This window comes from Streptomyces sp. NPDC051563 (assembly GCF_044454225.1).
In the GTDB taxonomy this organism is placed as follows: domain Bacteria; phylum Actinomycetota; class Actinomycetes; order Streptomycetales; family Streptomycetaceae; genus Streptomyces.
Window position 1 is genome coordinate 61,840 of sequence record NZ_JBITDL010000016.1, and the last position, 22,448, is coordinate 84,287.

Annotated in this window: 18 protein-coding genes; 10 read left to right on the forward strand and 8 right to left on the reverse strand. The window is 74.1% G+C overall.

Annotated elements, in window-relative coordinates; translation table 11 throughout:
* The first annotated feature begins 12 nt into the window (after positions 1–12).
* Positions 13–405 carry a GntR family transcriptional regulator gene (locus ACIA8F_RS20215; protein ID WP_351379374.1) on the forward strand — a complete coding sequence of 131 codons (393 nt, stop codon included), beginning with the start codon at positions 13–15 and terminating at the stop codon, positions 403–405.
* 115 nt (positions 406–520) lie between these two features.
* Here the strand turns inward: ACIA8F_RS20215 and ACIA8F_RS20220 are convergent, their stop codons facing one another.
* The gene (locus tag ACIA8F_RS20220; RefSeq protein WP_399380480.1) at positions 521–1,063 is read right to left on the reverse strand and encodes an FABP family protein; all 543 of its coding nucleotides are present in this window, start codon (positions 1,061–1,063) and stop codon (positions 521–523) included.
* 96 nt (positions 1,064–1,159) lie between these two features.
* A complete protein-coding gene (locus ACIA8F_RS20225; RefSeq protein WP_399380482.1) occupies positions 1,160–2,260 on the reverse strand; it encodes a DUF5925 domain-containing protein in 1,101 nt (366 codons plus the stop codon).
* A 217-nt stretch (positions 2,261–2,477) separates the two neighbouring features.
* Here ACIA8F_RS20225 and ACIA8F_RS20230 point away from each other — a divergent pair, with 217 nt between their 5' ends.
* Positions 2,478–3,278, forward strand: coding sequence for an SGNH/GDSL hydrolase family protein (locus ACIA8F_RS20230; protein WP_399380689.1), 801 nt, complete (start codon positions 2,478–2,480; stop codon positions 3,276–3,278).
* 4 nt (positions 3,279–3,282) lie between these two features.
* Here the strand turns inward: ACIA8F_RS20230 and ACIA8F_RS20235 are convergent, their stop codons facing one another.
* Positions 3,283–4,983, reverse strand: coding sequence for a serine/threonine-protein kinase (locus tag ACIA8F_RS20235; protein WP_399380484.1), 1,701 nt, complete (start codon positions 4,981–4,983; stop codon positions 3,283–3,285).
* A 316-nt stretch (positions 4,984–5,299) separates the two neighbouring features.
* On the opposite strand from ACIA8F_RS20235, the gene ACIA8F_RS20240 reads away from it, so the two are divergent.
* Entirely contained in the window at positions 5,300–5,569 is a 270-nt protein-coding gene (locus ACIA8F_RS20240; protein WP_030720225.1) for a hypothetical protein, read from the forward strand.
* Positions 5,570–5,674: 105 nt separating this feature from the next.
* Here ACIA8F_RS20240 and ACIA8F_RS20245 read toward each other — a convergent pair whose 3' ends face one another.
* Positions 5,675–6,871: a CaiB/BaiF CoA transferase family protein gene (locus tag ACIA8F_RS20245; RefSeq protein WP_399380486.1), complete on the reverse strand. Its 1,197-nt coding sequence runs from the start codon at positions 6,869–6,871 to the stop codon at positions 5,675–5,677.
* A 492-nt stretch (positions 6,872–7,363) separates the two neighbouring features.
* Positions 7,364–8,524: a type ISP restriction/modification enzyme gene (locus tag ACIA8F_RS20250; protein WP_399380690.1), complete on the reverse strand. Its 1,161-nt coding sequence runs from the start codon at positions 8,522–8,524 to the stop codon at positions 7,364–7,366.
* Between the two features lie 153 nt (positions 8,525–8,677).
* Between ACIA8F_RS20250 and ACIA8F_RS20255 the strand changes: the two genes are divergently transcribed.
* Positions 8,678–8,839 (forward strand): hypothetical protein, encoded by a 162-nt coding sequence (locus ACIA8F_RS20255; protein WP_399380487.1) that lies wholly within the window; start codon positions 8,678–8,680, stop codon positions 8,837–8,839.
* Positions 8,840–8,954: 115 nt separating this feature from the next.
* Here ACIA8F_RS20255 and ACIA8F_RS20260 read toward each other — a convergent pair whose 3' ends face one another.
* Both ACIA8F_RS20260 and hmgA read right to left on the reverse strand, forming a co-directional pair.
* Positions 8,955–9,755, reverse strand: coding sequence for a GntR family transcriptional regulator (locus ACIA8F_RS20260; protein ID WP_399380489.1), 801 nt, complete (start codon positions 9,753–9,755; stop codon positions 8,955–8,957).
* A gap of 22 nt (positions 9,756–9,777) precedes the next feature.
* Entirely contained in the window at positions 9,778–11,100 is a 1,323-nt protein-coding gene (hmgA, locus tag ACIA8F_RS20265) for a homogentisate 1,2-dioxygenase (protein ID WP_399380491.1), read from the reverse strand.
* 255 nt (positions 11,101–11,355) lie between these two features.
* On the opposite strand from hmgA, the gene ACIA8F_RS20270 reads away from it, so the two are divergent.
* The 4 genes from ACIA8F_RS20270 (at position 11,356) to ACIA8F_RS20285 (ending at position 16,708) form a co-directional block, all read left to right on the forward strand.
* The gene (locus tag ACIA8F_RS20270) at positions 11,356–13,491 is read left to right on the forward strand and encodes a right-handed parallel beta-helix repeat-containing protein (protein ID WP_399380492.1); all 2,136 of its coding nucleotides are present in this window, start codon (positions 11,356–11,358) and stop codon (positions 13,489–13,491) included.
* Positions 13,492–13,631: 140 nt separating this feature from the next.
* Positions 13,632–14,432 (forward strand): cupredoxin domain-containing protein, encoded by an 801-nt coding sequence (locus ACIA8F_RS20275; protein WP_399380692.1) that lies wholly within the window; start codon positions 13,632–13,634, stop codon positions 14,430–14,432.
* Between the two features lie 160 nt (positions 14,433–14,592).
* Complete coding sequence (locus ACIA8F_RS20280; protein WP_399380493.1) at positions 14,593–16,038, forward strand: hypothetical protein; 1,446 nt, start codon at positions 14,593–14,595, stop codon at positions 16,036–16,038.
* Positions 16,039–16,087: 49 nt separating this feature from the next.
* Complete coding sequence (locus tag ACIA8F_RS20285) at positions 16,088–16,708, forward strand: TetR family transcriptional regulator (protein ID WP_399380694.1); 621 nt, start codon at positions 16,088–16,090, stop codon at positions 16,706–16,708.
* A gap of 10 nt (positions 16,709–16,718) precedes the next feature.
* Here ACIA8F_RS20285 and ACIA8F_RS20290 read toward each other — a convergent pair whose 3' ends face one another.
* Positions 16,719–18,125: an AMP-binding protein gene (locus tag ACIA8F_RS20290; RefSeq protein ID WP_399380494.1), complete on the reverse strand. Its 1,407-nt coding sequence runs from the start codon at positions 18,123–18,125 to the stop codon at positions 16,719–16,721.
* A gap of 355 nt (positions 18,126–18,480) precedes the next feature.
* On the opposite strand from ACIA8F_RS20290, the gene ACIA8F_RS20295 reads away from it, so the two are divergent.
* A complete protein-coding gene (locus ACIA8F_RS20295) occupies positions 18,481–20,796 on the forward strand; it encodes a molybdopterin oxidoreductase family protein (RefSeq protein ID WP_399380496.1) in 2,316 nt (771 codons plus the stop codon).
* A 74-nt stretch (positions 20,797–20,870) separates the two neighbouring features.
* Positions 20,871–22,385 (forward strand): citrate:proton symporter, encoded by a 1,515-nt coding sequence (locus ACIA8F_RS20300; RefSeq protein WP_399380497.1) that lies wholly within the window; start codon positions 20,871–20,873, stop codon positions 22,383–22,385.
* Positions 22,386–22,448: the final 63 nt, after the last annotated feature.

The window sequence follows — 22,448 nt, forward strand, 5'->3', positions numbered from 1 at the left end:
ACAATCGCCCGCGTGACCTCGACTTCTCCGCATCTGAAGATCCGCATCGACGGCGCGGCGGGCGCCGCCGCCCCCTACGAGCAGCTGCGCTCCCAGATCGCCGCCGGTGCGCGGGCGGGCCGGCTGCCCGCCGGGTTCAAACTGCCGACGGTCCGCGGGCTCGCGGAGGACCTGGGGCTGGCGGCGAACACGGTCGCGAAGGCGTACCGGGCGCTGGAGTCGGACGGCGTGATCGAGACGCGCGGCCGGGCGGGCAGCTTCGTGGCGGCCTCCGGCGACGGTCCCGCCCGGGAGGCGGCCACCGCCGCACAGGCCTACGCGGAGCGGGCGCGGCGGCTGGGCCTGACCTTCGACGAGGCGACCGCGGCGGCGCTGGACGCACTGCGCGCACGGTACGCGGACTGACAGCCGGACGGGACTGACAGCCGGACGGGGCTGACAGCAGAGGCGGGCGGTCAGGCGGGCCGGGCGGGTCAGGCGGACGGGCCTGACAGGCCGGGCATGCCCGCCGGGGCCGGGCTCAGTCCTTGCGGGGGAACAGCCGGGCCTGGAGGTGGTGCTGCATGGGCTGGCCCACCGCGGCCATCTCCTGCACGATCGTCAGCCCGCCGTCCTGGAGCGCGTACCGGCGGCGCATGCCGGTGACCTCCTTGGCCCGCGGGGTCAGCCCCACCGTGTCGGTGGCCATCTCGATCTCCGTGCCGGAGACCCGGCCGACGTACGTCTCGACGATGCCCGTCGGGTGGGCGAGCGTGACCTCGACCGAGGCGTCGGGAAGGATCCGCCACCAGCCGCTCTCCCGGCCCGCGGGCCGCACGGCCGTGCCGGAGCCGTCGATCAGCCACGCGCGGGACTCGTAGACGAGGAAGGGCCGGCCGTCGTGGCTGAAGCTGATCTCCTGCTCGTACCGGAAGCCGTGCTCCAGGGTCGGGTACTCGCCGCTGCCCCGGCCGTGCCAGCGTCCGATGAGGCCGAGCACCGGCTGGAGCTGCGGGTGCGGCTCGGGGCCCTCGCCGAGGACGTGGCTGTCGGGGAAGGGATTCTCCTGCGCCGGTTCGAGCACGGTGCGTTCTCCTGTTCGTGGGTCCCCCGGAGGTGCGGACGGCCGGTGGGGGCCTTCGGCCGCGCCCCCATTGTCCCCGCCGTGCGCGCGGCGCACCTACAAGTACAGCCCGGCCTCCGTGTCGTGGCCCTGCGGAGGCAGCAGGGCGGCGGGCCCGGACCCGCCGCGGCGCAGGGCGTAGAGCTCCGCCAGCGTCGCTCCCTCGCGGGAGATGCCCTCGTCGGTGCCGAGCCAGTCCACCGCCTCGCGGTGCGTCAGCCGGCCGATCTCGATGCGGGCGAGGCACCGCCCCGGCCGGACCACCGCCGGGTGCAGCCGCTCCAGGTCCTCGTTGGTCGTGACGCCGACCAGGACGTTGCGGCCCTGGCCGAGGAGCCCGTCGGTGAGGTTCAGCAGCCGTGACAGCGCCTGGCCGGCGGTGTGCCGGGCCTCGCCGCGGATCAACTCGTCGCAGTCCTCCAGCAGCAGCAGCCGCCAGCGGCTCTTCGCCGTGCCCTCGTCCTCGCCGATCGCGATGTCCATCAGGTAGCCGATGTCGTTGAACAGCCGCTCCGGGTCCAGGACGCAGTCCACCTGGCACCAGTCCCGCCAGGACCGGGCGAGCGTGCGCAGGGCGGAGGTCTTCCCGGTGCCCGGAGGGCCGTGCAGCAGCAGGAGCCGGCCGGCGATGTCGTCGGGGGTGATCTTCATCAGCCGGTCCATCGCCCCGGCCACCGGAGCCGTGTAGTTGGGCCGCACCTCGTCCCAGGTGCCCGCCGCGATCTGGCGGGTCGTGCGGTAGGGGCCGCGGCGCGGGGAGACGTACCAGAAGCCCATCGCCACGTTCTCCGGCTGCGGTTCGGGCTCGTCCTGCGCCCCCTCCGTGGCCTCGCCGAGCACACCGGCGGCGAGTTCCTCGCTGACCGCCGTCACCGTGACGTCCGCGCCCCGGCTCCAGCGGGAGACGAGCATGGTCCAGCCCTCGCCCTCGGCGAGCGTCGCGCTGCGGTCGCTGTCGCGGGCGGAGCGCAGCACCGCGGCCCCGGGCGGCAGCAGGGTCGCGCCCGGTTTGACCCGGTCGATCGACACGCTGTGCGAGTGCGGCTGCTCGCCGGACGCGAAGCGGCCGAGGAACAGCGCGTCGACGACGTCCGACGGGGAGTCGCTGTCGTCGACGTTGAGCCGGATCGGCAGCGCGTCCTGAGGGTTGGCTGGCATGGCGCCCATGATCCGGCACGAACTGGCCTCATGCACCCGTGTTTCGCTGGATCGGGTGGCGCGATCGCCTCTTCAAACGCCGTGCGGGTGAAGATTCGCGCCGCATGTCCACCCCGAACATTCTTGGCATGGACACTTCCAGCGGACCCCGGTTCCTTGTACCACGGACTCAGGAGTAACTCCGGAGTAACCCCCACAAGGAGCCGCACACATGAGCATGAGAATGCCTCGTTTCGCCGCCTTGACCTCTGCCCTGTTACTCGCCGCGGGCGCGGCCCTCCTCGGAGCCGGTCAGGCCACCGCCGCCGCCGACTTCGGCTACGTCGCCCTCGGTGACTCCTACTCCTCCGGCGTCGGCGCCGGCAACTACGACAGCGCCAGCGGGAACTGCAAGCGCACCACCCGCGCCTACCCGGCCCTCTGGGCCGCCGCACACGCCCCCCAGACCTTCTCCTTCGCCGCCTGCTCGGGTGCCCGTACGGGTGACGTGATGAGCGGCCAGCTCGCCCCGCTCAACGCGGGGACCGACCTCGTCAGCATCACCATCGGCGGCAACGACGCCGGATTCTCCGACGTCATGACCACCTGCGTGCTCCAGTCCGAAGCCACCTGCGTCAGCCGGGTCAACCAGGCCAAGGCGTACGTGGACTCCACCCTCCCCGGCCAGCTCGACCAGGTCTACGACGCCATCCACAGCCGTTCCCCGTCGGCCCGCGTGGTCGTCCTCGGCTATCCCCGCTTCTACAAGCTGAACGGCACCTGCGTGGCCGGGCTGTCGGAGGGCGAGCGCACCGCCATCAACGGGGCCTCCGACTACCTCAACGCCGCCATCGCCAAGCGCGCCGCCAACCACGGCTTCGCCTTCGCCTCGGTCGCCGGTGCCTTCACCGGGCACGAGATCTGCTCCGGCAGTGAATGGCTGCACAGCCTCAACTGGCTGAACATCGGCGAGTCCTACCACCCGACCGCCGCCGGACAGTCCGGCGGCTACCTGCCCGTCTTCACCGGCGCGGCCTGACGGGTCACGGACTGGCCGTCGGACCCGGGTTCGCGGACGGGGAGGCGGTCGGTCCGGCCGTACCAGGGGAGGAGGCCCCGGCTGTCGGGGTCTCCTCCTCGCACGTCACCGAGAACTCCATCCAGTCCGAGGCCACCTCCGCGGGCGCCCGGACCTCCAGCCGCACCGCGTCCTCGAAGGTGGCGTCCTGGTAGTGCGTCAGCTCCGTGTGGTCCAGCCGTACGCTCTCCGGCCCGCCCGCCGGAAGGGCGAGGGTCTGCCAGCCGGGGCCGGAGGTCTGCCCGCTGCGCGTGGCCCACCGGTACTCCACCACCGCCGGGGTCCGGTCCGCCGCCACGGTCGCGGTGAAGGCGGGTGCCTCGGCGGCGGGCGCCGGACACGCGCCGCGGTAGGTGTCCCGGACGGCCCGGACGGCGGACAGGGTGACGCCCGGCGTCGTGGCCGACGGGGAAGCGGAAGGAGAGGGGGAGGGTGAGGCCGAGGGCGAGGCGGACGCGCTCGGCGAGGGGGTCGGGGAGGGCGGAGCGCTCTGGGTGACGGTCGGGCCGGTGATGGGTCCGTCCCCGCCGTCCCCGCCCGTGTCGCGGTCCTTCAGCAGCAGCCATCCCAGCAGGGCCACCACCACGAGCAGCACCGCGATCCCGCCGCCCAGCACCAGCCCGGCCCCGTTCCCGCCGCCCTCCCCGTTCCCGGCGCTCTCCCGGGAGAGCGCCGGCGCCGGCCCGGTCCCGCGCGGCGGCAGCGGCGGTGTCGGGTGGCCGTACCGGTGCGGCATCACGGCGGTCGGGTCTTCGGCCCCCGCCGGAGTCGGTGCGGGCCCCGGCACCGGCCCGCCCAAGGCCCGTACGGTCCCGCCCGCGCCGATGATGCGCAGCATCCGGGCCGCCTCGGCCGCGGACAGCCGCTCCTCGGGATCCTTGACCAGCAGCCCCTCCAGGACGGGCGTCAGCGGCCCGGCCCGCAGCGGCGGTGGGTACTCCTCGTCCACGACCGCCCGCAGCGTGGCCACCGCGGACTCCCGGTGGAAGGGCGAAACCCCCTCCACGGCCAGGTACAGCATCACGCCGAGCGCCCACAGGTCCGACCCGGGACCCGGCTCGTGCCCCAACGCCCGCTCGGGCGGCAGGAATTCGGGAGACCCGACCACCTCGCCCGTCATGGTGATGGCGCTGGAGCCCTCCAGGCTGGCGATCCCGAAGTCGCCGAGCACCACCCGGCCGTCGTTGGCGATCAGCACGTTGCCCGGTTTGACGTCCCGGTGCAGCACCCCCGCCTCGTGCGCGGAGCGCAGCGCGGCCAGGACCTGCTCGCCGATGTGCGCGGTCCGCTGCGGGGTGAGCGGCCCGTCGCCCTCCAGGACCTCCGCGAGCGAGAGCCCCCGTACGATCTCCATCACGATCCAGGGCCGGCCGTCCTCGGTGGCCACGTCGTAGACGGTGACCACCCCCCGGTGCGAGACGCGGGCCGCGGCCCAGGCCTCCCGCTCCAGGCGCCGGTACATGCGGGTCACCTCGGCCTCGTCCATCCCGGCCGGGGCCCGCACCTCCTTGACGGCGACCTCGCGCCCCAGGACCTCGTCCCGGGCCCGCCACACGATGCCCATCCCGCCGCGGCCGAGCGGACCCAGCAGGCGGTAGCGTCCGGCGATGACGCGGTCGCCGGAGCCGTCCCCGCCCGCCGCGGACTCAGTCACCGAAAGCCTCATTCACGCGCGCCCCCAAGAGCGTTACCGGACGATCACTCCAAGTTAGCGCAGAGCGCGCACCGTGGCTCCGGTCACGACAGGAGTCACGCCGCCGGCGCCGATGCGGTTCCCCGGCCCCCGAACTCCGCCGAACTCCGCCGAACCCGCCGAACTCCGCCGGGTTTCGCGGAGAGTGACGATCGACTCCGCTGAGTAATCGTCAACTCCCGCTCGCCACACGGGCAATTCACACCACCGGGATACCCGCGCACAACGTGGGGACGATAGGGTTACCCTGCCCGGTGGGCCGGGTGCCCTCATACGGGTGGGGAGAGACATGGAACAGATAGCAATGCGCAGCAGGCCGCCTCGCGTGCCTGCCATCACATGCGGCAGTGGTGCGACCAGTTCGCGCCTCGACCGTCACCTTGCCGTGCTCGGCGGTCCCGCCGTCCCGCACCGCGAGACCGCCGAGGCGACGCTGCTGATGCGCGAGCTCACTTCGCGCGATCACACGCACCGGCTGCGGAGCCGGAGCGCGCGCGTCTCGCTCTTCGCGCCGCTGCGGAGACTGCGGCGGACCCTCTTCGGCAGCCGCCGTTCGTAACCGTCCGCGCCACGGGGCGTTCGCGCCCCCCGCCGCACTGCCGCCGTTCGGCCCCCGGCCCGAGCGACCCGGCCCGACCGGCCATGCCCGGTCGAACCTGCCCAGTCAGCGCACCACGCCGTCCCGGCGCAATGCCGCGATCTGTTCGCCCGTCATCCCCAGGGCGCGCAGGAGGGCTTCGGTGTGTTCGCCGAGCGCGGGCACCGCACCCATGTGCGGTGCCGCGCCGCCGGGCAGTCCGATCGGCGGCAGCAGGGCCCGCAGTGGCCCCGCGGGCGAGCCCACCTCGCGCCAGCGGTCCCGGGCCTCCAGCTGAGGGTGCGCGGCGAGCTGTGCCACCGAGTTCAGCCGTGCGCAGGCGATGCCCGCGGCCTCCAGCCGCCCGATCGCCGCGTCCGCGCCCAGCCGGCCCAGCGCCTCGGCGACCACCGCGTCGGTCTTCTCCCGGTTCGCGGTGCGCGCGGAGTTCGTCGCGAACCCCGGGTCATCGGCCAACTCCGCCCGCTCCAGCACCTGTTCGGCGAGACGGCGCCATTCCCGGTCGTTCTGCACCGACAGCAGCACCCGGTCCCCGTCCGCCGTCGCGTAGGCGTCGTAGGGTGCGATCACGGCGTGCGCGAGGCCCGTCCGCACCGGCTGCTCCCCGCCGTGCACGGTGTGGTGCAGCGGATGCCCCATCCACTCGGCCAGCGCGTCCAGCATCGACACCTCCACCCTGCCCCCGCGCCCGGTGGTCCCGCGCCGCAGCAGGGCGGCGAGCACCCCCGAGAAGGCGTACATGGCGGCCGCGATGTCCGCCGCCGGGATCCCCGCCTTGACCGGCTGCTCCGGGGTGCCCGTCACCGAGACCAGGCCGGCCTCGCACTGGACGAGCATGTCGTAGGCCCGCTTGTGGGCGTACGGGCCTTCGGGGCCGTAGCCCGAGACGTCCACCGCGACCAGCCGGGGGTAGCGCGCGCACAGCGCGGCCGAGTCGAGCCCGAGCCGGGCGGCGGCCCCCTGGGCGAGGTTCTGCACGAACACGTCGGCCCCGCCGAGCAGCCCGTGCAGGACCTCCCGCCCGCGCGGGTCCTTGAGGTCGAGCGCGATCGATTCCTTCCCCCGATTGGCCCACACGAAATGCGAGGCGAGACCGTTCGCGGCGGTGTCGTACCCACGCGCGAAGTCCCCGCCGTCGGGCCGCTCGACCTTGATCACCCGAGCGCCGAGGTCGGCGAGCTGCCGGGTGGCGAACGGCGCCGAGACGGCCTGCTCGACGGAGACGACGGTGATCCCGTCGAGGGGAAGGGGCTCGATAGTCATGCGCCCTGCCTACCGGGTCCGGCCCGGTCTGTCACCCTTGGCAGCGCCCGAACCGGCTCCGACCGGGGCTCGGGGGAATCCAGCCACGCCGGTTCTTGAGGACCGGGGTCGGGAAACCCAGCCCCGCCGGCCTGTGAGGACCGGGGTCCGGTAAATCCAGCCCCGCCGGCGTTTGAGGCGCGGGGTCTGGGGCGGAGCCCCAGGGGGTCCGGGCGCAGCCCGGTACCCCTCCCAGCCCGTCGGGCGCTTGAGGGCCCGGGGACACCCCCAGCCGCGCCGGCGTTTGAGGCGCGGGTCCGGGCGGAGCCCGGGGAACGGTGGAAGGGCGGGTAGGGGAACTCCGCCCCGCAGGGCCGCCGCAGCCCTGCGCACGCACCCCGCGCCCCCGCGCCCCCGCGCCCCCGGGCGCAGCCCGCTGCCACGATCCCGCCGGGGCGGGCCCCGGGAGCCCCCCCGGAGCCCCCCGGAGCGCCAGGCTCCGCCCCCGCGAGGTCAGAGCAGCGCGAACTGCCCGCCCGGCCCCTCCTCCTGGTGGTCCAGAACGGACGCCGGCCGCCGGGCCCAGCCCGGCACCGGCAACACCCCGGCCGCCCGAAGCTCCGCAGGACCCAGCACCGGCCCCACCTCGAACGCCGCCCGCTCCGGCTCCAGTTCGGCGAGCAGCGCCAGGGTGGTCACCAGGGCCAGCAGCTCCGAGGTCCAGCCCTGCGGCCACTGCGCCGGACCCACCGCGTCGAGCCCCTCGGCCTCCGGGTCCCGGTGGGCGAGCCGGGCGGCGAACCAGGACTCCAGGACGCGGACGCCCTGCGCCTCGTACTCCCACGCCCCGGCGGGCACGGGCGACACGGTGCCGACGGCGGCGCCGCCACCGGCGTCCCCGCTCCCGACGCTCAGGGTCTCGCTCCCCGGGTCGTACGAGAGCTCGCGCGGCCAGGCGGGCAGCGCCGAGCGGACGTAGGGCCGGCGCCCGCCGGGCAGCCGGGGCGCCTCCCCGCCGCGGGCACCGCGCAGCCGGACGGAGAACAGCCGGTGGCCCAGCTCCAGCCCGGCCCGCCAGCGCGCGGCATCGGCGGTGAGGGGGACCTCGTACCCCCGGGGGCCGGGGCGGCCCGCGGCGAGGATCCAGCAGAGCACGTCCTCGGGGGCGACCCAGGTGCCGTACCGCTCGCCGAGCAGGTGCGTCAGCCCGGGGGCGAGATTGGGTTCGGCGCCGCCCGGGCGGCGGTGCAGTGGGCGGATCCGGCCGAGCCGGCCCGCCGGGAGGTGTGCGGTGACCAGCAGCTCCGCCGGCTGCGCGGATTCCACGGCGAACAGCTGGTGCTCGTCCAGCACCCGCCACAGTTCCGGCCGGGCCGCGTCGATGAGCCGCTGGTCGGGCAGCAGCCACTGCTCGTCGAAGGGCTCGCGCAGGATCCGTACGGGGTCGGGGCGCGGCCCGGGCGTGTCCGCGAACCGGGCGGTGGAACCGGCACGCTGGCCCGGCAGCGCCGCCGCCCCGGCGCCCGGGGTGCGCGCCCGGGTCGGGCGGAACAGCCGCTCCCGCTCCGGACCCTCGGCGGCGGCCAGGGCGGCCCACCGGGCGCGCAGGGTCGCCGGATCGGGGGCCGCGACCCAGGCCCGGCCCAGGCGCAGGGGGCCCACGGCCCAGGGCATCAGATCGTCCAGCAGCGGGTCCCGCGGGGATGCGTCAGCGCTCACCCGGCCGATGGTAGCGACGCCACCCGGTGGCCGGGCCGCGTCCAGGCCGGAGCGTTAGGCTCCTTATGTAGGGATCTGCCCGGTAACTCGACGCCCCGGGAGGCGGACATGAGCCAGTACGACGAGTACTCGACCCCGTCGCAGGCCGAGGGGGAGCGGCTCGACGAGGACCTGGACGAGAAGCAGCGGGGGCTGCGCCACGCCCAGACGCAGCGGACCACGCCGTCCCAGGCGGAGGGCGAGCGCGGTGCGGAGGAGGACCGGAAATAGCCGGTCGCCCGCGCGCCCGGCGGATCGGCGTCAGTGAGCGTGCGGCGTCAGTGAGCGTGCGGCGCCGGTGTGCGTCCGGCGCCGGTGAGCGTCCGGAGCCTGCGTGCGTCCGGCGTCAGTGCGCGTCGACGGTCACGGTGAAGGAGAACCGGTCCCCGCGGTACCGGATCCGCGCCACGTCGACCACCCGCCCGGAGCCGTCGTACGTGACGCCCGTGTAGTGCAGGATCGGGCTCAGCAGGGGCACTTGGAGCAGCTCGGCGGTGAGCGGGTCGGCGAGCCGCGCCTCCACGGTGTCGGTGATCCGGCTGATGTCCACCTTCGCGATGTCCCGCAGCACCTTCGTCATCGGCCAACGCTCCAGATCCGCCAGGCCGATGGCGTCGGCCAGCTCCGGACGCACCGCGTTCTCGGCCCAGTTGGTCGGCTCGCCGCTCTCGCTGTCGTGCCGCAGCCTGCGGTACGTGACCACCTCCGCGGTGTCCGGGAAGTGCTCCAGCAGCTCCCCGGACACGGCGGTGCGCTCGCACCCGAGGATCGTCGTGCGGTCGCCCGACTGCTGCGCCACGATCGCGTCGACCGACCCCAGCAGCCGGACCGGGGCCCCGCGCAGCGCCCCCGGCTCGATGAAGGTCCCGCGCCGCCGGTGGCGGCTGATGAGGCCCTCGGTCTCCAGCTCCTTGAGCGCCTGCCGCATGGTCAACACGCTCACCCCGTAGTGCTCGGCGAGCTGCTCCTCGGTGGGCAGGCGCAGCGAGGCGTCCGCGGTGCGTCCGAGTATCGAGGCGCGCAGCGACTGGGAGACCTGGTACCAGAGCGGCAGCTTCCGGTTCAGCACCAGCGAGTCGGGGGCGAAGGCGGTCACGGGTGGTTCTCCGTAGGACGGTGTGGGCGCGGCGGCGGCGCCGCGCGGCATGCGCGTGTTCGTGCTCGTGATGTTAGGCGCGGAAGTGGCGCTCCAGCCCCTGCCAGACGTCGTCGTATCCGCCCTGGAGGTGGTCGGCGCCGGCCGCCTGGGCGGTGGCGGTGATCGGCCAGCGGGTCTCGAACATGAAGGCCAGGCCGTCGTCGATCTTCTGCGGCTTCAGCTCGGCGGCGCTCGCCCGGTCGAAGGTCTCCCGGTCGGGGCCGTGCGCGGACATCATGTTGTGCAGCGAGCCGCCGCCGGGCACGAAGCCTTCCGCCTTGGCGTCGTAGGCGCCGTCGATGAGCCCCATGTACTCGCTCATCACGTTCCGGTGGAAGTACGGCGGGCGGAAGGTGTCCTCGCCGACCAGCCAGCGCGGCGCGAAGACCACGAAATCCACGCCCGCCAGGCCCGCCGTGTCGGAGGGCGAGGTCAGCACCGTGAAGATCGACGGGTCGGGGTGGTCGTAGCTGATGGAGCCCAGGACGTTGAAGCTGCGCAGGTCGTAGACGTACGGGACGTGCGTGCCGTGCCAGGCGACCACGTCGAGCGGGGAGTGGTCGTAGGTGGCGGTCCAGAGGTTGCCGCAGAACTTGTTCACCACCTCGGTCGGACGCTCGTGGTCCTCGTACGAGGCCACCGGCGCGCGGAAGTCGCGGGCGGCGGCGAGCCCGTTGGCGCCGATCGGGCCCAGGTCGGGGAGCTCGAAGGGGCGCCCGTAGTTCTCGCAGACGTACCCGCGGGCGTTCCCGTCCTGGAGCTCCACCCGGAAGCGGACCCCGCGCGGGATCAGCGCCATCTCGCCCGGCCGGACGCCCAGCAGCCCGAACTCGGTGCGCAGGAGCAGACCGCCGCGCTCGGGGACGATCAGCAGCTCTCCGTCGGAGTCGCTGAACACCCGGTCGGTCATGGAGGCGTTGGCGGAGTAGAGGTGGATGGCCATCCCGGAGCGCTGGGCGGCGTCGCCGTTGCCGCCGAGGGTCCACAGGCCCGCCAGGAAGTCCGTACCGGGGGCCGGGTCGGGCAGCGGGTTCCAGCGGAGCCGGTTCGGGTCGGCGGGGGCCTCCGCGAAGGGCGCGCTGCGCAGGGCGCCGTTGCCGGTCCGGGTGAAGGGCGGGTGAGCGGCCGACGGGCGGATCCGGTAGAGCCAGGAGCGGCGGTTGTGGGAACGCGGCTCGGTGAACGCGCTGCCGCTGAGCTGCTCCGCGTAGAGGCCGAGGGGGGAGCGCTGGGGCGAGTTCCGCCCGACCGGCAGGGCGCCGGGCACGGCCTCCGAGCTGTGCTCGTTGCCGAAGCCGGTGAGGTACTCCAGCCCCTCCGCCGTCTTCCTGGCCTGCTCGCTGCCGCCGCTCATTGCACGCTCCCGGTCTGCCGAAGGAATCCTATGCCTGACAGTAGGATTCCCGGGCCCGCGCGTCAACGGGGCATTCCGGTCAGTCGGCCGGGTGGCGGGCGGACGCGGGCGGGGGCGGGGTGGCGCGGGCGGCGGCGGGGCCGCGCGGGCGGGTTGTGCCTCGGATTGCGCCTCGGGCGACGACTCGGGCTCCCCGGGGCCCTTTTCCTGCGGGAGGGGATCCCAAAAGATGAACATTGCTCTACTCTCACGCGCATGTCGTGGACCCGCAGGTTTCCTGCCGTGCCGGCGGCGCTCCTCGCCGCCCTCCTAGCGCTCCTGTCCCTCCTCGTCGCCGCGCCCGCCGCGAGCGCGCACGAGGAGCGCCCCGTCGAGCTCCCCGACGGCACCGGCTCCGTCCCCGCCTACCGCGCGGGCGAGCCCGACCTGATCGTCTGCAAGACCGACCGGCCCGCCTTCGAACGCCGGATATCCGCCTTCCCCGACGCCCTCAGGCAGCGCAACCTCGCCCTCTACGACCGCTGCGAGAAGAACGGCTTCCGCGACCTCCAGGCGGCGGTCGACGCCGTGGACCGCCCGGGCGTGAACATCGCGATCCTCCCCGGCCTCTACGAGGAGGAGCCCTCGCTCCCCAAGCCCACCGGGGAGTGCGCCTCGCTCAAGGCGCCCAACTCCTCGCTCGGCTACCAGATCCTGACGTACGAGCAGCAAGTGGCCTGCCGCCACAACCAGAACCTCGTCGCCATCCTCGGCAAGACCGACCTCCAGATCGAAGGCACGGGCGCCTCCCGCCAGGACGTGGTCATCGACGCCAAGTACCAGAAGCTGAACGCGATCCGCGCGGACAAGTCCAACGGCATCTACTTCCGCAACTTCACCGCCCAGCGCACCACCTTCAACTCGCTGTACGTCCTCGCGGGCGACGGCTTCGTCATCGACGACGTGCTGACCCGCTGGAACGACGAGTACGGCTTCCTGACCTTCGCCAGCGACCACGGGCTGTACAAGAACTGCGAGTCCTACGGCAACGGCGACTCCGGCATCTACCCCGGCAGCGCCTCGAACATCAACGACGGCCGCGGCTACGACGTCCCCCGCTACTCCATCGAGATCACCGGCTGCCGCAGCCACCACAACATGGTCGGCTACTCCGGCACCGCGGGCGACTCGGTGTACGTGCACGACAACGAGTTCGACCAGAACATGGGCGGCGCCTCGATGGACAGCGCCTTCCCCGGCCACCCCGGACTCCCGCAGAACCACGCCCGCTTCGAACGCAACCTGATCCACGACAACAACGCCGACTACTACCCCTACGTCGCGGACGGCACCTGCGCGAAGCCGCCCGTCGAGCGCGGCTACGAACAGGGGGTGGTCTGCCCGCAGATCTCCATGCCCCCCGGCACCGGCATCATCACCGCCGGCGGCAACTGGAACCTCTACGAGAACAACTGGGTGTACGGGCACCGGCGCGCGGGCTTCTTCCTCTCGGCCGTGCCCGCCTTCATCCGCGGCGAGGAGGAGCTGTCCAAGCAGGCCGACACCTCCCACCACAACCGCTACGCCGGCAACATCCTGGGCAAGGACAAGTCCGGCGCCTCCCGCCCCAACGGCATGGACGTCTGGTGGGACGGCCAGGGCCGGGGCAACTGCTGGCAGCAGGGCCCCGACGGCTCCACCCCGGGCACGCTCCCGCAGTGCGGTGAGCGCCGCGGCGCGGTCTCCGGCGGCTCGGCCCGGCTGGCCGGCGAACCGGTGAAACTGGCCCAGCTCCTGGTCTGCGCCGACTACAGCGTCCAGGCGCGCAAACTCCCGGCCGGCTGCGACTGGTACGGCTCCCGGGGCCTCCAGCGGGTGGAGACCCAGCTCGCCCTCGCCGTCGCGGCGGTCCTCCTCCTGGTCGGCGGCCTCCTGTGGTGGCGCCGCCTGCGCCGCTCCCGGCTGGGCACGGCGGCCGCCCTGCTCGGCCTCGCCGGCCTGGCCCTGGACGTGGCCGGCTCCACGATGGGCCTGGTCGGCACCTTCGTCCCGGCGCTGGCCCTGCTCTGCCTCGGCCTGTGGTGGACCGGCACCGGCCTCGCCCTGCGGCCCACCCGCCCCTGGCCGGCCCGCCTGACCCTGCTGCTGGGTGCGCTCACCCTCCTCGACGCCTTCGACAAGGCCGTCCTGATGATCCCCTGGATCCCGCTCAGCCCGGCCTGGATACGGTCCCTCGTCGCGGTGGTCTGGGTCCTGTGGGCCGTCATCGCCGCCGCCCGCCCGGGCGGCACCCCGGCCCGCCCGGCAGGCCCCGGCGGAGACCCGGCGGGCGACCGGGTCCCCGTCCCGGCGGGCCCGGCCCCGACCCGCAGCGCGGAAGCCGGCCCCGGCGTCGGGGGAGACCGGCTGTGACGGGCCACGAGAGTCGCCAGAGCCCCCTGGACGACCGCCCCGAACGGCGGATCTGGTGCGACGCCTGCGGTACGCCGCCACACCGCGCCCACCGGACGGGCCGGGCGGGCCGGACGGGCCGGGCCGGCCGGGCGACGGCGCTGATCGCCCTGGCCCTGCTCCTGGCCGGCGGCGCGGCGACGGGCTGCGGCGGCCGGGCCACCACCCACCACAAGCCCGGCACCACCCATGAGCAGGCCTCCGGGAAGGTCGGCACCCTGCTCACCGCCGACGACGGAGCGGGCCACCGGCTCCGCGAGGTCCCGGCCGAGGGCGCGCCGGAGGTCCGGCTCGCCGCCCGGCCGGACTCCGAGGACGGCTGGAACCTCCAGCTGACGGTGACGAACTTCCACTTCACCCCCGACAGCGTCGGCGGCGCCGCCCTCCCGGGCGCCGGGCACGCGCACCTCGAACTGGACGGCCGCAAACTGGCCCGGCTGTACGGCCCTTGGTTCCACCTCCCCGCCGCGCAGGTCCCGTCGGGCGGCCCGCACACCCTGACCGTCCGCCTCTACGCGGACGACCACACGGCCTGGGCGGTGGCGGGCAAGCCGGTCGAAGCGACCCTCCAACTCGCCCCCGGATCAGCCCAGCCCACGCACTCCCACTCCCCGGCCCAGTCCCCGCCACCGGCGCAGGCCGACCGTACGGTGACCATCACCGTGCGGGAGGGCAAGGTCAGCCCGGCCCCGGGCCGGGTGGAGGTGACGCGCGGCGAACGCGTCGCCCTACGGGTCACCAGCGACCGGGCGGACACCCTGCACGTCCACGGCTTCGACAAGGAACTCGCCCTGCCGGCCAACCAGGAGGCCACCCTGACCCTGACGGCCGACCGCACGGGCCTGTACGAGGTGGAAACCCACGAGTCCCACCTCGTCCTGACCCAACTCCTCGTCAAATGACCCCACCACCCCACCCCGCAGTCCCGCCCCGGACCCCGGCTTCGGCCCCGGCGCGGCCCCGCCGTCGGGCGGCGGTTCCCGGCCCGGTGGGCCGGTGGTGACCGGGGGCGGGCCGGGGGGCGTCCCGTACGGGGTGCTCGGTGGCGGGGGCGGGCAGGGGGTGGTTCTTCAGTCGGGCGATCCCCTCACCGTGCTCGCGCACGGGATCGGATCGCAGCACGATCTGCCGATCTCCCCCTTCTACGCCTTCGCCGGTGCCTTCACCGCGCTCTTCGTCTCCTTCCTCGCGCTGGGTCTCCTCTGGTCCGCCTCCCGCTTCCGCGGCGACCGCTCCGGCCTGGCCCTGCCCGCGGGGTTCCAGCGGGTGGCCGACGCGCCGGCGACCCGCACCGTCCTGCGCGGGCTCGGCCTCGCGGCCGCGCTCGCCGTCCTCCTGTACCTCCTCCTCGGCCCCGACGACCCCGCCCGCAACCCCGCTCCCGGCGCCGTCTACGTCCTGCTCTGGGTCGGCCTCGTCCCCGCCTCCCTCCTCTTCGGCCCCGTCTGGCGCCTCGTCAACCCGCTCCGTGCCCTGCACCGGCTGCTGACCCTGCCGGCGGGGAAGCTCCGTACGGGCCGCCCCTCAGGCGCGGCTGCCGCCGGAGCCGCCTGCGCGTGCTCCCCTCGGAGCCCGCGGCTCCCGGCCCCGCACCTCGCCCCGGTGCCGGACCTCCCCGGCCCGCAGCCCCCGCGGCCACCGCGACCCGAGTCCCGAAACCACCGCCCGCTCCCCGCCCGGCTCGGGCAATGGCCCGCCGCCGTCGGGCTCTTCGGCTTCACCTGGCTCGAACTCGTCTCTCCCGATCCCGCCGCCACCCCCACCCTCCTGATCGCCCTGACCGGCTACGCCGCCATCCAGCTGCTGTTCGCCGCCCGTTACGGCGAGCGCTGGTTCGCCGACGGAGACGCCTTCGAGGCGTACTCCGCCCTCCTGGCCCGGCTCTCCCCCCTGGGCCGTCGCGGCGACGGCCGACTCGTCCTGCGCAACCCCTTCCACGGACTCGACGCGACGCCCGAGCAGCCCGGACTCGTCGCCACCGTCTGCGTCCTGCTCGGATCCACCGCCTACGACGGCTTCTCCGACAACCCCGCGTGGATCAACACGATCCAGACCTCCCCCCTCGGCCGCACGGCGGCGGCCACCCTCGGACTCGTCGGCGCCATCGCCCTGGTCGCCGCCCTCTACTGCCTCTGCGCCGCGCTCACCCGGCTCGTCTGCGGCCCGCACCCCGGCCCGCTGACCGCCTTCGCCCACTCACTCGTGCCGATCGCCCTCGGCTATCTCGTCGCCCACTACTTCTCCCTCCTGGTCACCGAGGGGCCACGCACGGTAATCATCGCAGTGGGCACTGACAACGCCCCGGAACCCTTGCCCCCCTTGGGCCCGGGCGGTCTCGCGGCCCTCCAGGTGATCGCCGTCGTCACCGGCCACGTCCTCGGCGTGATCGCCGCGCACGACCGCTCCGTACGCCTCTTCCCGCCGGCGAAGGCGGTGGCCGGGCAACTGCCGCTGCTCGCGCTGATGATCACGTACACGGTGGGCGGGCTCAGCCTGCTGCTGAACTGAGACGGCCGAACCGGTACCGCCGCCGACGCGTGGACCCAGGAGCGGCATGATGGACCCCGTGCCCCCAGCCCACCCCCTGCGCCGGACACCGATCCAGCAGCGCAGTGCCGACCGCCTCGCGCGGATCCTCGACGCCTGTGCGGAACTCCTCGACGAAACCGGGTACGAGAACCTCAGCACCCGGGCCGTGGCCCAGCGGGCCGGGGTGCCGATCGGTTCGGTCTACCGGTTCTTCGGCAACAAGCGGGCCATGGCCATCGCGCTGGCCCACCGCAACCTCGACCACTACGCCGACGGCATCGAGCGGCGCCTCGCGGACCTCCCGGACACCGACTGGCGCCCGGTCGTCGACGCGGTGCTGGACGAGTACCTGGTCATGAAGCGCAGCGTGCCCGGCTTCGCCCTCGTCGACTTCGGGGTGCCGGCGCCGCCGTCCGAGGGGCCCGCATCCGACCCCAACCACCTGGTGGCCGTCCGCCTCACCGAGCTCCTCGGCAGCCACCTCGCCCTGACCCCGGACGCCGTCCTGGAACGGGCCGTCCTGGTCGCGGTCGAGGCCACCGACGCCCTGATCCAGCTGGCCTTCCGCAACGACCCGGCAGGTGACCCCGGCATCGTCGCCGAAACCCGCGCGATGATGCACGCCTACCTCGCGCGCGTCCTGGACTGACAGGGCGGGGCTACGCCTGCCGGCCGAGCAGCCACGCGGCACCCTCCACGCGCCCGGTCACCACCAGGTTGCCGTCCTGCGTGCGCCGCGCGAGGACGCCGGTGCGCAGGTAGCCGTCGGCGGTGAAGGAACGCGCGTCGAGGCCGGACGCCCGGTAGTAGCCGCGCACGGTGTAGGGGCCGCGGGCCAGGAGTTCGCCCGGCTCCCCGGCCGGGAGCTCCTCGCCGTCGGCGCCGACGATGCGGATCTGGTCGTCGGGGGAGAGCGGACGGCCCTGCGTCGTGAGCGCGGTCTCGTCCGGGTCGCCGGGCCGGGTGAGGGAGAGCAGCCCCTCGGCCGCGGCGAAGGCCTGCTGGAGGCCGCACTCCCACTCGGCGCCCACCCGTTCGGCGGTCGCACGGTCCAGGGGCGGGGTGCTGCCGCCGATCTGTACGAGTCGCAGGCTGCTCACATCAGCCCCGACCCCGGACTCGGCCCCGACCCCGACCCCGGCCCGCGCGTCGAGCCAGAGCCGGGCCGCGGCCGGTGTCAGCGCGGCGACGGTGACCCGCTCGCGCTCGACGGCCGCCAGGCAGGCGCCGGGGTCCTGGTCCTCGACCATGACGACGGTGCCGCCGACGGTCAGCGTGCCGATGATCCCGGGGCCGCCGAAGGCGAGGTTGAGGTCGGCGGGCAGCGCGGAGAGGTACACGTCTTCCTGGCCGAGCGACACCAGCTCGGCCGCGGCCCGCGCCTGGTAGGCGTAGTCGTTGTGGGTCCGCGGAACCAGCCCGGGCACCTCGCCGGGACCGCCCGAAGGCAGGAGGAGCGCCACCTGCCCCGCGCTCAGCGCGAGCGCCGGTTCGGGCGGCGAGTCGAGGGAGTGCAGCGGGAAGTAGTGGCAGCCCGACGGGTCGGTGGTGAAACCGCCGTACGGGTCCGAGGCGCCCGGCGCCTCGAAGGTGAACACCCGGCGCAGGAAGGGGCCCCGGGCCGCGATGCCGGCGGCCATCGCCGTGTGGTCGTAGCCCCGGTACGTCGGCGGGCCGATGTAGCCGGTGGCCTCGGAGACCTGGACGACGTGGGACACCTCGGGCGCGCGGTACGAGATCGGGCACAGCACGGGGACCACGCCGGCGCGCATCAGGGCGAACACGCTGACGACGAGCTCGGGGACGTCGGGCAGCTGGACCACGACCCGCTGCCCGGGCCGCAGGCCGCGCAGCCGGAACCCGGCGGCCATCCGGCTCGCGCGGCGGTTCAGGGCCGCGTACGTGAGGCGGGTGTCGCCGTGGAGGAGCGCGGTCCGCGGCCCGTACTGGAGGGCCCAGCCGCGCAGCAGGTTGTCCAGCGTGTTGCCCCGCCAGTGGCCGGACGCCCAGTAGTAGTCGACGAATTCCTCGGGCCAGGGCGTACAACCGTCGAGCATGGATGTCATTCGGCAATCCAATCCGCCCCTCCCCGCAGGGGCAATGTGCTTTCCCGACCAAGGGTGCCGAATTGCGTCAGCAGAAGGCCCAATGGGCGCCGCTGACCTGGGATAACAGTAGGGATAGGGGAGGGTCGCCGGGAATGCGCGGGGCGGCCGGGCAGGCCGGTGAGGGGGAAATCGCGGCGGGTCCGCCACCCGTCACCGCACCCGCGCCGTCCCCCTTCCGGGATTCCGTGCCGCGCGGGACCTCCCCACCGTGCCTACCGGTCGGTATGCTCGGTGCCGCCCGCGCGGGTCCGGCGCCCGTGCCCCGTGCCCGTGCCGCGTGCCCGTGCCGCAGCCTGCTGCCCCTGGAGGGCCCATGCCCCGCACCGCCCTGCGCATCTGCCCCCTCTGCGAAGCCACTTGCGGGCTCACGCTGACCATCGAAGGCACCACCGTCACCGGGGCCCGGGGGGACCGCGACGACGTGTTCAGCCGCGGTTTCATCTGCCCCAAGGGCGCCGCCTTCGGTGGCCTCGACGCCGACCCCGACCGGCTGCGGACCCCCCTGGTGCGACGCGACGGCCGGCTCCGCGAGGCCACCTGGGAGGAGGCCTTCCAGGCCGTCGCCGACGCCGTCCCCGCCCTCGCGGCGGCGTACGGGCCCCAGTCCGTCGGCGTCGTCCTCGGCAACCCGAACGTCCACACCATGGCCGGCCAGCTCTACCCGCCCCTGCTCCTCAAGGCCCTCGGCACCCGCAACCTCTTCACCGCCAGCACCCTCGACCAGATGCCCAAGCACGTCTCCAGCGGCCTGCTCTTCGGGGATCCCTTCGCCATCCCCGTCCCGGACCTCGACCGCACGGACTTCCTCCTGCTCCTGGGGGCGAACCCGCTCGAGTCCAACGGCTCCCTGTGCACCGCCCCCGACTTCCCCGGCCGGCTCAAGGCGCTGCGCGCCCGGGGCGGCACCCTCGTCGTCGTCGACCCGCGCCGCACCCGGACCGCCGCACTCGCCGACCGCCACCTCGCGGCGCGCCCCGGCAGCGACGCGCTGCTGCTCGCCGCCCTGGCCCACACCCTGCTCGCCGAGGAACTGGCCGATCCGGGCGTGCTCGCGGAACACGTGCAGGGCATCGGGGAACTGGCCGAAGCCCTCGGGAGTTTCACTCCCGAGGCCGTCGCCCCCGCCTGCGACCTCACGGCCGAGGAGATCCGCGCACTGGCCCGGGACCTCGCGGCCGCGCCGACCGCCGCCGTCTACGGGCGGATCGGCAGCTGCACCGTGGAATACGGCACGCTCGCCAGCTGGCTGGTCGACGTGCTGAACGTCCTGACGGGCAATCTGGACCGGCCGGGCGGAGCCCTGTTCCCGCTGTCCGCCACCGACCGCGCACCCCGGCCGGCCGGACCCGGCAAGGGCTTCGGCCTGGGCCGCTGGCACAGCCGGGTCAGCGGCCACCCCGAGGCCAAGGCCGAACTCCCGCTGTCCGCGCTGGCGGAGGAGATCGACACCCCGGGGGAGGGGCGGATCCGGGCCCTCGTCTCCATCGCGGCGAACCCGGTGCTGTCCGCCCCCGACGGGCGGCGCCTCGACGCGGCCCTGGCCGGACTCGACTTCATGGTCAGCATCGATCCCTACCTCAACGAGACCTCACGCCACGCCCACGTGGTCCTGCCTCCCGCACCGCCCTCGCAGAGCGCCCACTTCGACTTCGCCTTCAACACCTTCGCCGTCCACAACCAGGTCCGCTACTCGCCGCCCGCCGTCCCCCTCGAAGACGGGCGCATGGACGAGTGCGAGATCCACGCCCGTCTCGTCCTCGCCGTCTCCGGCCTGCACGGAACCGATCCCGTCGCCGTGGACGACCTGGCCATCGGGACCACCCTCGCCCGGGAGTGCGCCGACCCCGACTCCCCCCTGCGCGGCCGGGATCCGGCGCGCCTCGCCGGGCTGCTCGCGGGCGCCACCGGCCCCGAGCGCCGCCTCGACCTGATGCTCCGCCTCGGCCCCTACGGAGACCGGTTCGCCGGAGCCGCCACCGACCCGGGCGACCCGGCCCCCCTGGCCGACCCGGTGGCCCCGGCCGACCCCACAGACCCTGCCCTCCCCACCGTCCCCGCCGCCCCGGCCGGCCTCGGGCTGGAGCGGCTGCTCGCGCACCCGCACGGAATCGACCTGGGCCCCCTGCGCCCCCGGCTCCCCGGCCTGCTGAAGACGCGCAGCGGCAGGATCGAGCTCCTCCCGGACCCGATCGCGGCCGAACTCCCCAGGCTGCGCGCGACGCTCACCGACCGGCCCGCCGCCCTGGTCCTCGTGGGCCGCCGCCACCTGCGGTCCAACAACAGCTGGCTGCACAACGTCCCGGCCCTCGCCGGGGGTTCCAACCGCTGCACCCTGCAGGTCCATCCGGACGACGCCGCACGGCTCGGCCTCACCGACGGCCGCCCGGCCCGGATCACCGCCGACGGCGGCAGCCTGGAGGTGCCCGTGGAGATCACCGACAGCCTCCGCAGGGGAGTCGTGAGCCTTCCGCACGGCTGGGGCCACGACCGGCCCGGCACCCGCCTGTCGGTGGCCGCGGCAGCGCCCGGAGTCAACGTCAACCAGCTCCTCGACGGCAGCCGGCTCGACCCGCTCTCCGGTACGGCCGTGCTCAACGGCTTCCCCGTCGAACTGACACCCATCCCCTGAGCTGGGGTTTTGCTCGTATTGCTCACGCCCGGACGTCTTGTTGGCGCCAGCAGGGGGCACCTAGGTTCCCCCACATGCTGACCTTCCTCGGCTTCGCCATGATCGCGACCTTCCTGGTCCTGATCATGCTGAAGAAAATGTCGCCCATCGCGGCGCTCGTCCTCATCCCCGCGCTCTTCTGCGTGTTCGCCGGACAGGGCGCGCAGCTCGGCGGCTACGTCATCGACGGGGTCGGCAAGCTCGCGCCGACCGCCGCCATGCTGATGTTCGCCATCGTCTACTTCGGCGTGATGATCGACGTCGGCCTCTTCGACCCGATCGTCCGCGGCATCCTGCGCTTCTGCAAGGCCGACCCGATGCGGGTCGTGGTCGGCACCGCCGTCCTCGCCGCCATCGTCTCGCTCGACGGCGACGGCTCGACCACCTTCATGATCACGGTCTCGGCGATGTACCCGCTCTACAAGCGCCTCGGAATGAGCCTGGTGGTCATGACCGGAGTGGCCGCCACCGCCAACGGGGTCATGAACACCCTGCCCTGGGGCGGCCCCACGGCCCGCGCCGCCACCGCGCTCAAGCTCGACGCCGCCGACATCTTCGTCCCGATGATCCCCGCGCTCGCGGTGGGCCTGCTCTCCGTCTTCGCCCTCGCCTACGTCCTCGGCGTCAAGGAACGCCGCCGCCTCGGCCTGCTCACCCTCCCCGCCGGACCCGAGCGGTCGGATGAGCCGGCCGGGGACCTCCTGGTCGCGGCCGTCACGAGCCCGGCCGCCCCCGGGAGCACGCGTACGGCCTCCACGGGGTCCGCGGCCTCCGCTGCATCCCGTACGCCCACCGGTCCAGAGGCCTCCACCCCGTCCACCCCGTCCCGCCCGTCCATCCCGTCCGCCCGGTCCACGGGACCCGCCCCGCAGGTCCCCTCCGAGGGCGATGTCCCCGCCGGGGACGGCTTCCAGGGCCTCGACCCGCACCGCCCGACCCTGCGCCCCCGCCTCTACTGGTTCAACGCGGGCCTCACCGTCGCGCTGCTCACCGCCATGATCATGGAACTGCTCCCGATCCCGGTGCTGTTCCTCCTCGGTGCCGCCCTCGCCCTCACCGTCAACTTCCCCCACATGCCGGACCAGAAGGCCCGGATCGCCGCCCACGCCGAGAACGTCCTGAACGTCGCCGGCATGGTCTTCGCCGCCGCCGTCTTCACCGGGGTCCTCACCGGGACCGGCATGGTCAAGCACATGGCCGACTGGCTCGTCGGCGCCATCCCGGAGGGCATGGGCCCGCACATGGCCCTGGTCACCGGCCTGCTCAGCCTTCCCCTCACCTATTTCATGTCCAACGACGGCTTCTACTTCGGCGTCCTGCCGGTCCTCGCCGAGGCGGGCGCCGCCCACGGCGTCTCCCCGCTCGAAATCGCCCGGGCCTCCCTCGTCGGGCAGGCCCTGCACATGTCGAGTCCGCTCGTTCCGGCCGTCTACGTCCTCGTGGGCATGGCCAAGGTCGAGTTCGGCGACCACACCCGGTTCACCGTGAAGTGGGCGGCCCTGACCTCCCTGGTGGTCCTGGCGGCGGGGATGCTTTTCGGCATCATCTGACCCCGTCCGCCCCTGGCGCACACAAAACTACCGGCGCTAGTTTGTAGGGTGTTGGCGACGCCA

Excerpts from the sequence above, each read along its gene's own strand:
- ACIA8F_RS20225 (WP_399380482.1), bottom strand. The coding sequence starts at position 2,260 with ATGCCAGCCAACCCTCAGGACGCGCTGCCGATCCGGCTCAACGTCGAC.
- ACIA8F_RS20230 (WP_399380689.1), top strand. The coding sequence starts at position 2,478 with ATGAGAATGCCTCGTTTCGCCGCCTTGACCTCTGCCCTGTTACTCGCC.
- ACIA8F_RS20235 (WP_399380484.1), bottom strand. The coding sequence starts at position 4,983 with ATGAGGCTTTCGGTGACTGAGTCCGCGGCGGGCGGGGACGGCTCCGGC.
- ACIA8F_RS20240 (WP_030720225.1), top strand. The coding sequence starts at position 5,300 with ATGGAACAGATAGCAATGCGCAGCAGGCCGCCTCGCGTGCCTGCCATC.
- ACIA8F_RS20245 (WP_399380486.1), bottom strand. The coding sequence starts at position 6,871 with ATGACTATCGAGCCCCTTCCCCTCGACGGGATCACCGTCGTCTCCGTC.
- ACIA8F_RS20250 (WP_399380690.1), bottom strand. The coding sequence starts at position 8,524 with ATGCCCTGGGCCGTGGGCCCCCTGCGCCTGGGCCGGGCCTGGGTCGCG.
- ACIA8F_RS20255 (WP_399380487.1), top strand. The coding sequence starts at position 8,678 with ATGAGCCAGTACGACGAGTACTCGACCCCGTCGCAGGCCGAGGGGGAG.
- ACIA8F_RS20260 (WP_399380489.1), bottom strand. The coding sequence starts at position 9,755 with ATGCCGCGCGGCGCCGCCGCCGCGCCCACACCGTCCTACGGAGAACCA.
- hmgA (WP_399380491.1), bottom strand. The coding sequence starts at position 11,100 with ATGAGCGGCGGCAGCGAGCAGGCCAGGAAGACGGCGGAGGGGCTGGAG.
- ACIA8F_RS20270 (WP_399380492.1), top strand. The coding sequence starts at position 11,356 with ATGTCGTGGACCCGCAGGTTTCCTGCCGTGCCGGCGGCGCTCCTCGCC.
- ACIA8F_RS20285 (WP_399380694.1), top strand. The coding sequence starts at position 16,088 with ATGGACCCCGTGCCCCCAGCCCACCCCCTGCGCCGGACACCGATCCAG.
- ACIA8F_RS20290 (WP_399380494.1), bottom strand. The coding sequence starts at position 18,125 with ATGACATCCATGCTCGACGGTTGTACGCCCTGGCCCGAGGAATTCGTC.
- ACIA8F_RS20295 (WP_399380496.1), top strand. The coding sequence starts at position 18,481 with ATGCCCCGCACCGCCCTGCGCATCTGCCCCCTCTGCGAAGCCACTTGC.
- ACIA8F_RS20300 (WP_399380497.1), top strand. The coding sequence starts at position 20,871 with ATGCTGACCTTCCTCGGCTTCGCCATGATCGCGACCTTCCTGGTCCTG.